The sequence below is a fragment of the Paenibacillus sp. FSL W7-1088 genome, from assembly GCF_037969855.1.
Lineage (GTDB): Bacteria > Bacillota > Bacilli > Paenibacillales > Paenibacillaceae > Paenibacillus.
Genome location: NZ_CP150216.1, coordinates 4,768,959 through 4,784,700 on the forward strand (window position 1 = coordinate 4,768,959; position 15,742 = coordinate 4,784,700).

The 15,742-nt window shown below is 48.8% G+C and carries 18 protein-coding genes; 2 read left to right on the forward strand and 16 right to left on the reverse strand.

What is annotated here, in order from left to right; genetic code table 11:
- Positions 1 to 6 precede the first annotated feature (6 nt).
- From spoIIAB to MKY42_RS21540, 10 genes are all read right to left on the reverse strand, one after another.
- Complete coding sequence (gene spoIIAB, locus MKY42_RS21495; protein ID WP_062324397.1) at positions 7 to 462, reverse strand: anti-sigma F factor; 456 nt, start codon at positions 460 to 462, stop codon at positions 7 to 9.
- Positions 459 to 812: an anti-sigma F factor antagonist gene (gene spoIIAA / locus MKY42_RS21500; protein ID WP_339844522.1), complete on the reverse strand. Its 354-nt coding sequence runs from the start codon at positions 810 to 812 to the stop codon at positions 459 to 461. Before spoIIAA ends, spoIIAB begins: the two co-directional genes overlap by 4 nt.
- A 143-nt stretch (positions 813 to 955) precedes the next feature.
- Positions 956 to 2,077 carry a D-alanyl-D-alanine carboxypeptidase family protein gene (locus MKY42_RS21505; protein ID WP_256222220.1) on the reverse strand — a complete coding sequence of 374 codons (1,122 nt, stop codon included), beginning with the start codon at positions 2,075 to 2,077 and terminating at the stop codon, positions 956 to 958.
- A 306-nt stretch (positions 2,078 to 2,383) separates the two neighbouring features.
- Entirely contained in the window at positions 2,384 to 3,208 is an 825-nt protein-coding gene (locus MKY42_RS21510; protein ID WP_090900713.1) for a purine-nucleoside phosphorylase, read from the reverse strand.
- A 188-nt stretch (positions 3,209 to 3,396) separates the two neighbouring features.
- Positions 3,397 to 4,287, reverse strand: a complete 891-nt coding sequence (locus MKY42_RS21515; protein WP_090900716.1) for a tyrosine recombinase — start codon at positions 4,285 to 4,287, stop codon at positions 3,397 to 3,399.
- 73 nt (positions 4,288 to 4,360) lie between these two features.
- Positions 4,361 to 4,603 (reverse strand): DUF4227 family protein, encoded by a 243-nt coding sequence (locus tag MKY42_RS21520; RefSeq protein ID WP_024630960.1) that lies wholly within the window; start codon positions 4,601 to 4,603, stop codon positions 4,361 to 4,363.
- Between the two features lie 157 nt (positions 4,604 to 4,760).
- Positions 4,761 to 5,228 carry a Fur family transcriptional regulator gene (locus tag MKY42_RS21525; RefSeq protein WP_024630961.1) on the reverse strand — a complete coding sequence of 156 codons (468 nt, stop codon included), beginning with the start codon at positions 5,226 to 5,228 and terminating at the stop codon, positions 4,761 to 4,763.
- A gap of 108 nt (positions 5,229 to 5,336) precedes the next feature.
- Positions 5,337 to 5,966: a stage II sporulation protein M gene (spoIIM, locus tag MKY42_RS21530; RefSeq protein WP_339853023.1), complete on the reverse strand. Its 630-nt coding sequence runs from the start codon at positions 5,964 to 5,966 to the stop codon at positions 5,337 to 5,339.
- Positions 5,967 to 6,153: 187 nt separating this feature from the next.
- A complete protein-coding gene (locus tag MKY42_RS21535) occupies positions 6,154 to 7,374 on the reverse strand; it encodes an endonuclease Q family protein (protein WP_339844525.1) in 1,221 nt (406 codons plus the stop codon).
- A complete protein-coding gene (locus MKY42_RS21540) occupies positions 7,374 to 7,949 on the reverse strand; it encodes an NUDIX hydrolase (RefSeq protein ID WP_090900720.1) in 576 nt (191 codons plus the stop codon). The genes MKY42_RS21535 and MKY42_RS21540 overlap by 1 nt, the downstream gene beginning before the upstream one ends.
- Before the next feature lie 120 nt (positions 7,950 to 8,069).
- Between MKY42_RS21540 and mciZ the strand changes: the two genes are divergently transcribed.
- The gene (gene mciZ, locus MKY42_RS21545; RefSeq protein ID WP_090900723.1) at positions 8,070 to 8,204 is read left to right on the forward strand and encodes a Z-ring formation inhibitor MciZ; all 135 of its coding nucleotides are present in this window, start codon (positions 8,070 to 8,072) and stop codon (positions 8,202 to 8,204) included.
- Positions 8,205 to 8,332: 128 nt separating this feature from the next.
- On the opposite strand, the gene MKY42_RS21550 is transcribed toward mciZ, so the two are convergent.
- A complete protein-coding gene (locus MKY42_RS21550; RefSeq protein WP_090900726.1) occupies positions 8,333 to 9,466 on the reverse strand; it encodes a tripeptidase T in 1,134 nt (377 codons plus the stop codon).
- Positions 9,467 to 9,549: 83 nt separating this feature from the next.
- On the opposite strand from MKY42_RS21550, the gene prli42 reads away from it, so the two are divergent.
- Positions 9,550 to 9,651: a stressosome-associated protein Prli42 gene (gene prli42 / locus MKY42_RS21555; RefSeq protein ID WP_090810668.1), complete on the forward strand. Its 102-nt coding sequence runs from the start codon at positions 9,550 to 9,552 to the stop codon at positions 9,649 to 9,651.
- Between the two features lie 27 nt (positions 9,652 to 9,678).
- On the opposite strand, the gene lipB is transcribed toward prli42, so the two are convergent.
- The 5 genes from lipB to lpdA all read right to left on the reverse strand — a co-directional run bounded on the left by lipB (position 9,679) and on the right by lpdA (position 15,633).
- Entirely contained in the window at positions 9,679 to 10,386 is a 708-nt protein-coding gene (lipB, locus tag MKY42_RS21560; protein ID WP_090900730.1) for a lipoyl(octanoyl) transferase LipB, read from the reverse strand.
- A 162-nt stretch (positions 10,387 to 10,548) separates the two neighbouring features.
- Entirely contained in the window at positions 10,549 to 12,003 is a 1,455-nt protein-coding gene (locus MKY42_RS21565) for a dihydrolipoamide acetyltransferase family protein (RefSeq protein WP_339844535.1), read from the reverse strand.
- A gap of 48 nt (positions 12,004 to 12,051) precedes the next feature.
- Positions 12,052 to 13,038, reverse strand: a complete 987-nt coding sequence (locus MKY42_RS21570; RefSeq protein WP_053784434.1) for an alpha-ketoacid dehydrogenase subunit beta — start codon at positions 13,036 to 13,038, stop codon at positions 12,052 to 12,054.
- Between the two features lie 2 nt (positions 13,039 to 13,040).
- Complete coding sequence (locus MKY42_RS21575) at positions 13,041 to 14,069, reverse strand: thiamine pyrophosphate-dependent dehydrogenase E1 component subunit alpha (RefSeq protein WP_063565722.1); 1,029 nt, start codon at positions 14,067 to 14,069, stop codon at positions 13,041 to 13,043.
- Between the two features lie 139 nt (positions 14,070 to 14,208).
- Entirely contained in the window at positions 14,209 to 15,633 is a 1,425-nt protein-coding gene (gene lpdA / locus MKY42_RS21580) for a dihydrolipoyl dehydrogenase (protein ID WP_109998534.1), read from the reverse strand.
- Positions 15,634 to 15,742: the final 109 nt, after the last annotated feature.

Here is a 15,742-nt window from a genome sequence, read left to right on the forward strand (position 1 = left end):
CAACCCCTAATTATACAATGCTTTCTTGGATTCAATCCTTTTCTTCATCTTGATGGAGGTGCCTCTGCCGGGCTCACTGCTGACTTCGAATTCATCCATGAAGTTTTCCATAATGGTGAAGCCCATGCCCGAGCGCTCAAGTTCGGGTTTGGACGTATACAGCGGCTGTTTCGCCAATTCAAGATCTTCGATGCCTTCACCGCGGTCTTCCACAATGATGGTGATCATGTCATCGCGAATCTCCGCTTGAATGGACACGACACCTTCCGGATTGTTGTTGTAACCGTGGATGATGCTGTTCGTTACGGCTTCCGAAATGACCGTCTTCAGATCGCTAAGCTCGTCCATCGTAGGATCAAGCTGGGAGATGAAGGCAGCAACCGTCACCCGTGCGAACGATTCGTTCTCCGACTTGGCCGCGAATTGCAGATTCATGAAATTTGTCCCCGTTCCTTCATTCATGAGACGACCTCCAGACCCGAGAGAGCAGTTCCCTCATTTTCGTAAATCGGCATAATCTTGAACAAACCCGACATTTCCAGCAAACGATACACTGGCGGATTGACATCACAGACAACCATCTTGCCGCCTTTATTCTTAATGAGCTTGTATCTTCCCAAAATGACACCCAAACCCGAACTGTCCATGAATTGCAGATCTTTCAGGCTGAGTACCAGATGCTCGCATTGTCTGCGCTGGATGGCTTCATCCATCTGCATCCGTACCATGTCAGCTGTATGGTGATCCAGCTCCCCGGATAATCGTACAATCAGAATCCCGCGGTGATGTTCCATTTCCACATCCAAGTTCACGTTTGCTCACTCTCCTCCCTGTCTTGAACAAGGATTTCTACGTTCCCGAAGGCTTTTCCTGCCCCCCGACAAAACTAGAAGAAAACCCCTATTTAACTACAAAATATGTTCAAAGGATGTACGTAACCTGCATAAATCGCCGTTTAATCAAACAGATTGGAGGTTGTGCGTTTGAACAGCTTCCACCAGCCAGCCTTGTCCACATCCTGCGGAGCCTTTATATCAAATTCCTTGATGACTTCATTGCCCTGGTAGACGACTAGCTTACCGACACTCTGACCTGCTTTGACCGGAGCTTTCACTTCTTTGGCCATCAGCAATTCATGACGGATCTCATCCGATTTCGCACCTTTGCGCATCAGCACACTATAATTTTGCGTTGCATTCAGCGGCAATTCGGCAACTTCACCTTTTTCAATTTTCAGACTGCCCAGCAGGTCCCCTGACTTGTACAGAGCTTTCATCGTGTATTGCCCAAAAGCATAATCAAACATCGAGGACACTTCGCTGTTCCGTGTTTTGGTATTCGGTTCTCCAAGTACTACCGCAATTGTGCGCAACCCATCCTTCATCGCGGTAGCCGAGAGACAAAACTTAGCTTCGGAAGTATATCCTGTTTTCAACCCGTCCGCACCGGAGTAGAAACGAACCAGCTTGTTCGTATTCACCAGCCAGAATGGCTTCTCGCTATCTTTACGAAGGTAGTCCTGGTATGCACCGGTATATTTCGTAATCCCCGGATGCTTCAGCAGTTCACGGCTCATGACCGCAATGTCATGGGCGGAAGAATAATGGTTTTCTACCGGCAGGCCGTTACAATTGGCAAAATGCGTATCCTTCATGCCGAGTTCCTTCGCGCGATCATTCATCAGTTGCACAAAGGCTTCCTCCGAACCGGCAAGTTTCTCAGCCATCGCTACAGAGGCATCATTACCGGAAGCCATAGCAATACCTTTTAGCATATCGTCGACCGTCATCTCTTCCCCGGGTTCCAGAAAAATCTGTGATCCGCCCATCGATGCGGCATATTCACTCGTTCTCACTTTATCCGTCAGCTTCAGCTTGCCAGAGTCGACCGCTTCAATGGTGAGCAGCATGGTCATAATTTTCGTAATGCTCGCCGGAGGCAGCTGATCATGACTGTTTTTTTCAAAAATGACAGTGCCCGTATCTGCATCCATCAAAATGGCGGAGCGTGCCGACGGGGCCAAATCGGTTCCACCCGCTGCTTTGGGAGTCTCTTCAGCCAGCGCGGTTGATGCCATCAAGGGCAGCAGGATACAAAGGGTCATGAACGATGCCATTATTCGTTTCTTCACTAGGGTTACCTCCTCAAATGACTTGCTTACTGCATGTTCCATGCATGTACTGCTAATCATTGTCGGCCCGATTGAAGTAAATTATTCCATGTAAAGAATGATTTCCCGAACTTTTTATGTAATCCGTGTGAAACACAAACATACGAGCTGGCACTCACTGAGCAGTTGAGCAGCACGTTTAGGAAAAAAAAGAAGCAACCCACCCAATGAATCACATTAGGTAAATCGCCTCTTCTTATTGATCAGTTACAATTACATTTGTGGAATAACAGCCAGTACAAGGGCCAGGAACGATTCACGAACACGCTCTGTCGTCTCCATTACCTCATCATGGGACAACGGCTGGTCCAGAATGCCGGCAGCCATGTTGCTGATACAAGAGATACCGAGTACTTCCAGGCCGGCGTGGCGTGCTACGATAACCTCAGAAACGGTAGACATGCCGACAGCATCCGCACCCAGCGTACGCAGCATCACGATCTCAGCCGGTGTCTCGTAGTTTGGACCGAGCATACCTGCGTATACACCTTCACGTACATCAAAACCTTGTGACGCGGCTGTATCCTTCGCCAGCGCACGCAGACGACGGCTGTATGCTTCGGACAGATCCGGGAAGCGAACTCCCAGTGCGGAGTCATTCGGTCCGATTAACGGATTCTTGCCTGTGAGATTCAGATGATCCGAGATCAGCATCAGGTCACCAGCTTCATATGAGGTATTCACTCCACCTGCAGCGTTCGTTACGAGCAAGGAAGTTACACCCAATTCTTTCATAACTCGCACCGGGAAGGCAGTAAGTTCAGGACCATATCCTTCGTACATGTGGAAACGACCCTTCATCATCACGACCGGACGGCCTTTGATGGTTCCCACCAGCAATTCACCTTCATGTCCCTCTACTGTGGACACCGGAAAATGCGGAATATCCTGATAAGCGATGCTGACGCCATCTTCAATCAATTCTGCCAAAATGCCAAGTCCTGAACCTAAAATCAAACCGACTTCCGGTTTAATCGTACTTTTGCTTTGGATATAAGATGCCGCTTCCAAAATCATCTGTTGGTTTAATGCTGTCATAAGATGTTCCCCCTTGAGTTGAAACGATCCGTCTGTATCCGCAAATGGAATCAATCCAAACTACGCGCTAACTACACGCTGAAATGATGCATTTGCTTATGTATAACGGCGTTTAAATGTGTTCAATTTATTTTATCCTAATTCGGACTATTGTTCTGCTTTTTTTCAGATTTGTAACCAAGTACAAACTATTTTGCCCGCGGATGATGAGATTCATAAATCTCTTTCATCGTTTTGCGGCCATGATGCCCATACTGTTGCCCAGGTTGCTCCACATGACCGAGCATGTCCTGCACCGCACGCGTATCTGCCCCACTGGCAATCAGGTGAGCCGCAAAGGAATGACGCAGCGTATGTGGTGTGATTTCACCCGAGATTCCCGCATCCATCGCTGCTTTTTTGAGCAGCTTCCAGAAGCCCTGCCGGGTTAATCGTCTACCAGACACGTTGACAAAGAGAGCCTGCTCGTCCGTCTCATTTTTGATTAGCCGATTGCGGTACTCATTCACATAAACACTTGCCCACTCTGCTGCTGGTGCACCGATTGGCAAAATTCGTTCTTTACCAGCACCTCCACAGCGAATAAAGCGCATGCCTGGCTGTACGTCCCGCACATCCAGTGCAATCAGTTCGGATACACGAATGCCTGTCGCATACAATAATTCCAGCATGGCCCGGTCACGCACCCCTTGCGGTGAACGAGTATCAGGGGACGCGAGCAGTAACTCGATCTCTTGGATGGTTAACACCTGCGGCGGTGTCTTGTCTGCTTTTGGAGCCTCCACATCAAACGTAGGGTCCTGTAATATGTCACCACGCCGCATCAAAAAATGAAAATAGGAGCGCAGGGATACGACGCTGCGGGCAATGGTTGCATTCGCACGTCCTGCCTGTTTCAGCTGGCCTATAAACAGGATAACATGCGTCCGGCGCACCTGCTCCGCTTCCCGGATACCGTATTCTTTATCCGCAAATTCGATGAACTTGTCCACGTCCCGAAGATACGATTCCAGCGTGCTGCTCGACATCCCTTTATCCTCTTCCAAGTATAAGGCATAGGCGTGTATCGTCTGCTTCATGCACAACGCTCCTCATCTGACAGGACTGCCACACGGGCAACCTGCTTCCGTATTTGCATCCCTGGCTGTCCAGCTACTCTCCGTACCAATAGAATAAACGGAGACGCTCTGCCATCGTAGGACGTCCTTCCCCGTTACTTGGCCATACCGTTTCCTGAAATACTTTAACCGCATTTCCTGTTGGCATCTGATATTGGTCCACAGGTGAGATCCATCCGTTGAACAAATCCAAGACATGATAGAACAGATAAACTAATGCAGCAAAAAATACAATAAATCGAATAAAACGGAGTCCTCTCCGCAGCGATATAATCATGGGTTGTACCCCTTTCTGGTTCATATCCGACTCGTCTAGAATCAGGGTATGTTAACGAACGCAGGAATATGACATTCAGGGTAAACCTCACATCACACGCTGGACCAAAAAAGCTCTCCCGTCAAAACCGCCGGTGAGAGCTTGAAGATATGCTATGTTATTCTTCATCTTTGGGCTTCTGGTCATTTTTAGCTTTGCAACGGTAACAAATTCCATGGAAATCCAGTCGGTGATCTACTACCGAAAAGTTAAATTCCCGCTCCAGTCGCTCTTCAAGCGGTCCAAGCCAGTCTTCACGTATTTCATCCATACTTCCGCATTGAACACAGATTAAGTGATGATGGTGATGCTTGGATGTATCTCCGCGTAGATCATAACGCGCTACACCGTCGCCGAAGTTGATTTTCTCTACAACATGCAGCTCACTCAGCAGTTCGAGGGTACGGTACACGGTTGCCAGACCGATTTCGGGAGCCTTTTCTTTCACGAGCATGAATACGTCTTCTGCGCTCAGATGATCTTCTTCATTCTCAAGAAGTACTCTTACGGTGGCTTCCCGCTGGGGCGTTAATTTATATCCTTGGGACTGTAGTTGCTGCTTAATTTTATCGATCCGTGCTTCCATTTTCTCCCTCCCCCTAGGAAATCACTGCACACTGCAACTTAACCCACTTCTTTCATTATAGGGGGAGTGCATAATTAAAGTCAACATTTTACACGATCACGCGCAATGCTAAGCCGGTAGCAGCATCGGTGTGACCCAGCGCATCATCGCAGGTGTAACCCATGTTTCAAATGACGCAACCCCTAACAGCAGCGCTGCCATAACGAGAGTTAACACCATATATGAAGCAAAAGGCTTCTGACGGCCTGGCGTCCGCTGCATCAGCACACGGTTCCGAATAATGTATAAGGAAAAGGTCATGGCCGACACACTGCAAATGAGCATTACCGGAATCACGAATAAATTATGAGGCGCAACGGAAACCAGGGCAAATAACAGCCCTTTCCATGAATACTGTCCAACAAGGTAACCCACTGTAAAACCAATGAGCACTCCTTTCAGAAAATCCAGAACCAATATGCCCGGCAGGCCGATGACCGATAAACCCAGAATGAAAATCAGGCCAACCCACTTTAGGTGAAGCATGGCAATGTCCCAATAGGTTCCGGTCTCAGTCACCTGTCCGCTGTGCTGTACCGTCATGAAGAAGTTACCGAGGTACCCCTCCAGATCCTGGCGCTGTTCAAGGGATAGGGCATTAACCATCAGGGCGCCAAAAATGACACCGACCAGAAACAAGACAGCCACGAATACATATAAAGAGGTTTGGCCTTTGAATGTGAAGTAGGCAGAACGCATACAGGTACGGGTCCCCTTTCCGGTTATCATGCTGCAAGGATGTCGAGTGAAATCCTTATAGTCATTCTTATGAACCGGAATGCACACGTATGACTTCTTGTCCGGATTCCACTTCCTTCTACATGTCAAAATGTCGTTTTCGACCAAATGATGCGAACTCACTTTACGGGGCCTATCGCAAACCTCTCTACTCTGATCTTTCCTTACTGGACACCTTTCCGTAAGTGCCCCCACCACCAGATGACAATTCAAGTTGACCATTCCGCGCAGCAACGATAAGACCTGCCAGAACCGGTCCAACGACCTCTGCAAGTTCATCCTCGCTTGTACGATGTAATACGTTCATTTCCGTACCAAAGCGATCCAGCAGCTGGCGCAGTTTGGCTTTCCCCAAACCCGGGATGAATTCGAGCGGTACCTGATAGTGATAAGCAGGTCGGTTTGCGGGAACCTGAGGACTCTCCCGATCCGCGATTGCCAATATGCGATCGAGTACACCCTGCACAAGCTTCACACTGCCACAGTATGGACAACGTTCTGCCGACATCGCATGCTCGTCCATAATGCTTCCACAGGATGCACAATAGGTTCGGTGGTATTTTCCAAGTCTTGGATTCAAACCGTAATTGGCCGTAATGCTTCTGCCTGCTTGTCCTTTAAGTGCCATGTTGAATTCGTCAAAGGAAGGCTTCTCGAGTTGTAACTGGTTGTACTCCCGGCCAATCTTGCCCAGAGAATGAGCATCCGAGTTCGTTAGAAAAGGAACTTGATCCAGTTCCCGAATATAACTGGCCATGGATGAATCGGAGCTTAGCCCAAGCTCAACCGCATCGATCAGGCTCGTATCCAGCACATCAGCCATACGAGGGGCTGTGCTGCCATATATGCCTTTATGCGGGGTAAACGCATGCGCTGGCACAATAAGCCCGCCACGCGCCTTTATCTCGCCCTGCATCTCAAGCGCAGGTACATATACCCGCTGTGAGCTCAGGTTCACATTTTTCATATAACGTTTCATCCAGTCCGTGAAGGACTTCATGGTTTTCAGATCACGGAAGTAGGCCAGCATATGGAACTCCCGCATTCCTGGCTCACGCAGTTCTAATTCCGTACCCAGCAGGATGGTTGTGTCCTGATACGCAATGCCTCCTCCCTCAAGCTCGGACATCGTGCCGTTCTCAAGCAGCTGTTCAATGTCCATCTGCACAACCGGGGAGTGGCAATCAATGACGCCGAGTAGGTGGATTCCTTTGCGATCCGAGGCTTCTCTAGCAATGTTCTCAAATGTCAGATCACGGCTGCCACTGATTTTAACAGCTTCACCGCGCGAAGTTCGCCCAATGTGAATATGGAGGTCAGCATAACAAGGCCCCCACCCTGCAGACGCTGTCTGCTGCTCATTCATCATTAAAACCGTCCTGTCGTTCTGTAAAGATCCCATGCATACACTGCCATCATCGTTTTGGCATCACTGATCCGATTCTGATCCATCAACTGATAAGCCTCTTCAATTGTAATCTCGGACACTTCAAGAAATTCATCTTCGTCCAAAGCCATGTCTCCTGCTTCGAGCTCCTCGGCGATGTACAGATGAATGATCTCATCCGCGAATCCTGGCGAAGTGTAAAACGAACGCAAATGCCGCAGTGATTTGGCTACATAACCAGTCTCTTCGCGCAATTCACGCGCTGCTGCCACTTCAGGTTCTTCTCCCGGGTCCAGCTTGCCTGCCGGAATCTCGACTTCGGTACGTCCCATAGCCTGACGATACTGATCAACGACCAGCATACGATCGCCATTCAGCGCGAGGACAGCTACCGCTCCAGGGTGACGGATGATCTCACGGGTAGCGGTCTGACCGTTAGGCAGCTTGACCGTGTCGACCTGAAGGGAAATGACTTTGCCCTCGAAGATGGGCTTTGTCGATATCGTCTCTTCGTCCAGTTTTGGATTGGCAGGATGTTTAGGATTGGTTGGGTTCATCTGTTCTTCAACTCCACTTCTTCGAATTTTGGTTCTCTTATACGTATAAACCTCTGTTTTTTGGCATATGGTGAGCTTATAGCGATTTCAAACAAATATAGCGAATCAGGGGGACAACCAATGAATAGTTATTTAACACCGCAATCCGTACACGTGGTCGGACAAGCCAGACAAGTCCAGCTCATACTCAAGCAATGGGTGCGTGAGTGGGGTCCAGATGCCAAGTTAGTTGATATGCTCGCTGGACGTAAATGATACTGTTCTTGGTCTGCAATACCCATGAAATATACCATGATTTTGCCAAAAAGTCCGAACTCGGTTTGTACCGGATTCGGACTTTTCAATTGATGCACGGGGGAGGTTCGCCCCTCAGTCTCTTTGGATTACTTTTGACTTGCAGCCGTTTCCTGAATAATAGCCACAACCACTTCAGATAATTTCACAATATCCTCGGCGCGGATGCGTTCTTTCGTCGTATGGATGTCCTCATAGCCTACAGCCAGATTGACCGTAGGAATGTTGAAGCCATTGAAGATGTTGGCATCACTGCCACCACCGGATGCAAACGTGCTGGTCTCTAGCCCCAGGCTCCGAATCGCACGCTGTGCAAGCTGAACAACCTCGTGTTCATCATGGAAGCCAAATGCAGGATAGAGAATCTCACTGCGGAATTCAGCGGTTGCACCATACTTACGGCATGTCGTTTCCAGTGCTTCACGCATCTGGGCCACTTGAAGCTCTACCTTCTCCTGCACAATACTGCGTGCCTCAGCCTCAATCTGCACAAAATCGCAAACAACGTTCAGTGCTGATCCGCCCTGGAATTTGCCGATGTTCGCCGTAGTCTCATCATCAATTCGTCCCAGCTTCATCGCCGCAATTGCTTTGGCCGCCACCTGAATGGCACTGATGCCGTCTTCCGGATTTACGCCCGCATGTGCGGATTTCCCATAGATGTTCATTTGAATTTCGGCTCTCGCCGGAGCTGCCACACAGATTGTACCCACAGCTCCGTTGGAATCCAGAGCGTAACCGAACTCGGCTTCAATATCGTTCGGATTCATGGCACGTGCACCAACCAGACCCGACTCTTCCCCAACAGTAATCACAAACTGAATTTTCCCATGAGGTATGTTGTTCTCTTGAATAGCTCGAATCGCTTCAAACAAAGCGGCAATCCCCGCCTTGTCATCTGCACCCAGAATCGTCGTGCCATCACTGCGAATCCAGCCGTCTTCACCCAGCTCAGGTTTAATTCCTTGTCCAGGCGTTACGGTATCCATATGACATGTGAAAAAGATTGGTGCTGCTTCTTCAGTATTCTCGGCTTCCCAGGTAACCACGAGATTACCAGCGCCATGTCCAGTTTTCTCCATGGTGTCGTCCTCATATACACTGAGGCCCAGTTGAGTAAACTGTTCTTTTAACACTTTTGATATATTTTGTTCATGGGTTGTTTCACTATCAATCTGCACCAGTTCCATAAAATGATCAATAACACGCTGCTGTTTTATCATAGGACTTTCCTACCTTTCGTCGATACGGTACAATACAATTACTATGGTCTGTTTATTCAATTGTTGAAAGGAGTTCTCTCATCATGCAAAAAAAGAAATGGTTCCGCATCATTATCTATCTCATGCTGCTCGCCATGATTGGGTCCACCCTTTTCATTGCGCTCGAACCTTTATTGTTCGGATAGAAACCTGAAGCCTTTGTACTGTCTGATTTACAGACGGGGAAGGGCTTCTTTTTCTGTAATCCAGGTAATCTCATACGGGAAAATACGGTTAAAGTATGGAACGATATCCTGCGCAACCTGCTCTATAGTATAGGTCTTGCCTGTAATATCCTCCAATGAGGTCACACCATACTGCTCAATCCCGCAAGGTACAATCCCCTGAAAGCCTGCGTGCTGAATCCCCGAGGTAATATTAAAAGCAAATCCGTGACTCGTCACGAAGCCGCGCCGATGTTTACATCGATTGAACTTTACGCCGATGGCGGCAATTTTCAAATCTCCGATCCACACTCCTGTGTACGCCTCTTTGCGTCCCGCTTCGATACCCTGATCAGCCAGGTAATCAATAATCATTTGCTCCAGACAACGCAAATAGCCATGTAAATCCAAGGCTTCATCCCGCCCAAGGACAAGTAACGGGTAACCTACCAACTGGCCAGGGCCATGATACGTAATATCACCGCCACGGTCAATTTGAAACAAGGAGATGCCTTGCTCCCGCAGCTCATCTTCACTGAGAAGCAGGTGCTCCGGGTGGTTCTGTGAACCGATCGTATACGTCGGCGGATGCTGGAGCAGCAGCATCTGTTCCGCGCCTTCTCCCTCATCCAGTTGCTGCACAATCGCTTTCTGGCGGTTCCAAGCCTCTTCATAATCAAGCATCGGTATGTACACCACATCCAGCGGCTTGCTCATGATTCCCCCACACCCTTCTGTTTCAATGTTAATTGCATGATGAGCATTCATTGAAGAAAACGGGAAAAGTGCACGGCCATTGGCACATACACTTTCCCATTATCCATCTATTCAGCGCTTGGCATCATTTGTAACTCATTGAAATGATGCACTTGCTCTCTCTTAATACACGTTCGATTCCATGGTGTATCCTTCAAGATTCTCTTTTACACGTTGCAGGAACCGTCCGCTAATGACTCCATCCAGAATACGATGATCCAGGGAGAGACAAAGGTTCGCCATGGAACGGACAGCAATCATGTCATTGATGACCACAGGTTTCTTGACGATCGACTCAAAGGTAAGAATCGCTGCCTGCGGGTAGTTAATGATAGGTTGTGACAGAATGGACCCAAATGATCCGGTATTGTTAACCGTGAACGTTCCGCCCTGCATATGGTCCAGCTTCAAAGTGCCTTCACGAGTTTTGCGTGCCAGCTCATCAATTTCACGAGCCAGGCCAGCGATGTTGCGCTGATCTGCATGTTTAATTACAGGTGTCAGTACAGAGTCTTCTGTACCCACTGCCATCGACAGGTTGATATCCCGTTTGACAATAATTTTGTCAACAGCCCATACCGAGTTCATGATCGGGTAGTCTTTAATCGCATTAACGACCCCCTTCATCATGAAGGACAAGTACGTCAGGTTGATGCCTTCCTTGCGCTTGAACTCATCCTTGAGTTTGTTGCGCAGCATCACCAGATTCGTCACGTCCACTTCGATCATCGTCCACGCGTGCGGGATTTCCGATACACTTTGGCGCATATTACGAGCAATGGCATTACGAACAGGAGTGACGTCGATAAAGTATTCGGATCTTCCCTGTCCGCCGCCCTCTACTTCGATTTTTGGAATTTTCGGACTTTCGGTCAGATGTATGCCGGAATGTCTCACAGGAACGCCTGCGTCAGCTGCTGGAACGGTTTCTCCGGCAGATGCGCCCAAGTCTGCATTTCCCCGATTCAATCCGCTGAAAGGAGAACCAGAAGGCACTCCCGAAGAGACCTGCTGTGCTGCTACAGGAGAAGACTGTGCAGACGCTGCGCCCGCGTTTCCACCCTGTGCAATGACTGCCAGTACATCCTTACGAGTAATCCGTCCACCTGCTCCAGTGCCCTGAATGCTCTGCAAGTTCAGACCATGTTCAGCTGCAAGGGATTGAACCGCAGGAGAATAGCGGTTACGCATCGGCTGATTGGGATCATGGCTTGTTGTACTCGCTGCACCCGCAGCAGGTGCGTAATTCGCACGTTGTTCTGCGTGAACATGATCACCATTCTGTTGCTGCGAAGCTTGTGTGACTTGCTCTGGTGCTTCCGTATCAGAAGCAGCTACCTGCATGCGGCAGATGGCTTCACCAACTGCAATGGTCGTACCTTCTTCGACCAACAGGTCACCCATAATTCCATCAACGGTTGATGGAATCTCTGCGTTGACTTTATCCGTAATCACTTCACAGATCGGTTCGTATTGTTCAACCCGGTCACCCGGTTTTTTCAACCATTTGGCAATGGTAGCCGAGACCAGCGATTCCGCCAGCTGCGGCATAATGACCTCGATCCATTTCATACTCATTGGTTATATCACTCCAAACTTTGCTTTTAAACTATCTCACTACACGAATTAATACTCGGCGAGTGTACGCATCGCTTCCTTGGCTTTATCCTTGCTCAGCATATAGAATTTCTCCAATGTTGGGCTAATCGGCATTGCCGGTACATCCGGTCCGCAGAGACGCTGAATTGGCGCATCCAGTTCGAACAGACATTCTTCACTGATGATAGCCGCAACTTCCGCTCCTACACCACCGGTTTTATTATCTTCATGCACGATCAGCACTTTGCCTGTCAGACGAGCAGATGCAATGATGGCTTCGCGATCAAGTGGCTGCAATGTGCGCAGATCCAGTACGTGGGCAGTAATGCCTTCCTCACGCTCCAGCTCCTCGGCAGCCTGCATGACAAAATGAAGTGGCTGGCTATAACCGATAACCGTAATATCTGCTCCTTCACGAAGCACGTTGGCTTTACCGATTGGAACGATGTAATCATCTTCCGGCACATCTTCCTTGATCAGCTTGTAGCATTTTTTATTTTCAAAAAAGAGAACCGGGTCCGGGTCGCGAATCGCTGCTTTGAGCAGTCCCTTTGCATCGTATGCCGAGTATGGAGCAATAATTTTCAGACCTGGTGTGCCAAAAAAGATCGATTCAGGACATTGGGAGTGATACAGCCCACCAAAAATACCGCCGCCAATCGGCGCACGAATAACAATCGGGCAACTCCAGTCATTGTTGGAGCGATAGCGAATTTTGGCCGCTTCACTAATAATCTGATTCGTTGCAGGCAGCATGAAATCCGAATATTGCATCTCGGCAATAGGTTTCATACCGTACATCGCAGCGCCAATGGCTACACCTGCAATGGCTGATTCGGACAAAGGTGTGTCCATAACACGCATTTCGCCGAACTGATCCTGTAATCCTTTGGTTGTAGTAAACACGCCGCCTTTGAGTCCAACATCTTCACCAAGGATAAAAACATTTTCATCCCGCTCCATCTCTTCTTTCATCGCGAGACGGATTGCATCAATATATTCCATAACCGCCATGATTACCGTCCCCCTTCTTCGCTGTCCGCATAAACGTGCGTCAGAGTGTCCTCAGGTTTCGGATATGGCGCGTTGTCTGCGTATTCAGTCGCTTCTTTCATTTCCAACGCAAGCTGGGAAGCCAAATCCGCATCCCGGGCTTCATCCCAGATGCCGCAATCGATTAGATAATTCTTCATACGAAGGACCCCGTCCTTCTTCCAGTTCTCTTCAACCTCTTCCTTGGTCCGGTATGCCAGATCATTGTCGGAAGTAGAGTGTGGAGACAAACGATACATCATTGCTTCAATAAGCGTAGGTCCTTCACCAGCGATTGCGCGGCGGCGAGCTTCTTTGACTGCACCGTATACTTCCAGCGCATCGTTTCCGTCCACACGAAGTCCGGGGAACCCGTACCCAAGTGCACGATCCGATATTTTACCACTCAGCTGCTTGTGGATTGGCACCGAGATGGCATACTGATTGTTCTCACACATAATGATCACAGGAAGTTTATGAACACCTGCGAAATTGGCACCTTCGTGGAAATCGCCCTGATTGCTCGACCCTTCGCCAAAAGTTACAAAAGAAACGAATTCTTGCTTCTTCATTTTGGCAGCCAGTGCAAACCCTACAGCGTGCGGAACCTGTGTGGTAACCGGGCTGGAGCCCGTTACAATCCGCAGCTTTTTGTGACCAAAGTGACCCGGCATTTGCCGTCCGCCACTATTCGGATCTTCCGCCTTCGCAAAAGCAGACAGCATCAGCTCACGTGGAGTCATGCCGACCGCCAGTACAAAGCCATAATCGCGATAATACGGTAAATAATAATCGTGATCCCGGTCGAGACCAAATGCAGCGCCTACTTGCGCAGCTTCCTGTCCTACACCGGATACGTGAAAGTTAATTTTGCCGGCCCGTTGCAAGAGCAAGCAGCGCTCGTCAAACTTGCGTGCGAGCAGCATGTATTTATACATATCCAATACTTCACCATCGCTAAGTCCCAGCTGTTCATGCCGATGGACCGCGTCTGCAGTACCTTTTGAACTCATATGAGGTACCTCCTTTTAATCAAAGCCTATGCCCGTCTTACTACCCGATCTTATAACCTGGTACTAAGACTTGGCTTAACCTTATTATAATCCCATTTGCCCAAAAAAGGAAAGGACCTTTCTCATAAGCCTGTCCGGCTTACATTCCAATCGATTTTCCGTCTACTGCCAACATGGCTTCACCCATGATTTCCGACAAAGTTGGATGAGGATGGATCGTCTGTCCCACTTCCCACGGTGTGGCATCCAGCATCTGAGCCAAAGAGGCCTCTGCGATCAGTTCCGTCACATGGGTACCGATCATATGTACACCCAATATATCATTCGTCTTGGCATCCGCGATTACCTTCACGAACCCATCCCGACTTCCATGAACCAAAGATTTTCCAATCGCCTGGAACGGAAACTTGCCTGTCTTCACTTCATAACCACGCTCTTTGGCCTCGCGCTCCGTGAATCCGATACTCGCTGCTTCCGGACGAGTATAGACACAGCGCGGGATTCGATGTGATTCGACGGCATGTACCGTTTCACCCGCCAGATGATTCACTGCCAAAATGCCTTCATGGCTCGCTGCATGCGCCAGTTGTAATCCGCCGATGACATCGCCGATTGCATAAATATGTCCCTCACCCGTTTGCAGATGTTGATTCACAGCAATAAATCCGCGTTCGAGTTTGATATCCGTATTTTCGAGTCCGATATTTTCGACATTGGCCTGACGCCCAACCGACACCAGCATCTTGTCCGCTTTCAGGGTCTCTTGCTTCTCATCCCCCAGCTTGACATCAATCTGAATACCGTCTTTCTGTATGCTATATGTCTCTGTCAGAACGCTAGCGCCTGTTAGGAAGCGAACACCGCGTTTCCCAAGCAGTCTCTGCATTTCCTTCGCTACATCTTCATCCTCTGCTGGCAATACATGAGCAGCGGCTTCAACAACTGTAATTTCGACGCCAAAATCATTCAGCATGGAGGCCCATTCGAGGCCAATCACGCCACCACCAACAATGATCAGGGATGCCGGTAATTCGTCCATTCGCAAAGCTTCATCACTGCTCATGATGTATCGGCCGTCTGGCTCAAGACCCGGCAATACCCGCGGGCGAGACCCGGTAGCAATAATGAGATTGGTTGGCACAACCGTATCCATCTCGCCATCTTCAAACTCGACAGCCACTGCACCGCTCTGAGGAGAGAAAATGGAAGGTCCGATCACGCGCCCTTTGGCATGTACGACCTGAATTTTATTTTTTTTCATTAAATACTGCACACCTTGATGAAGCTGCTCCACAATTGCATCCTTGCGCGCCTGAACCTTCGGAAATACAAGTGTCGCTCCAGCTGTTTCAATTCCATACATTTCGCTCTCTTGGATCTCTGCATACACTTCCGCACTTCGCAGCAACGCCTTGCTCGGAATACAGCCACGATGCAGACAGGTGCCTCCGAGCTTATCCTTCTCGATAATAACAACCTGTTTTCCTAATTGTGCGGCACGGATGGCAGCAACGTACCCTCCCGTTCCTCCTCCAAGAATGGCAACATCACATGTAATTGGCATCTTTAATGTTCTCCTCTATCCATATAATTTCAATACAATTTCAATATATTTGTAAGATGATAATTCAAATGATTCTCTTTTTCATAGACGTTATCTATATTCCATTGTA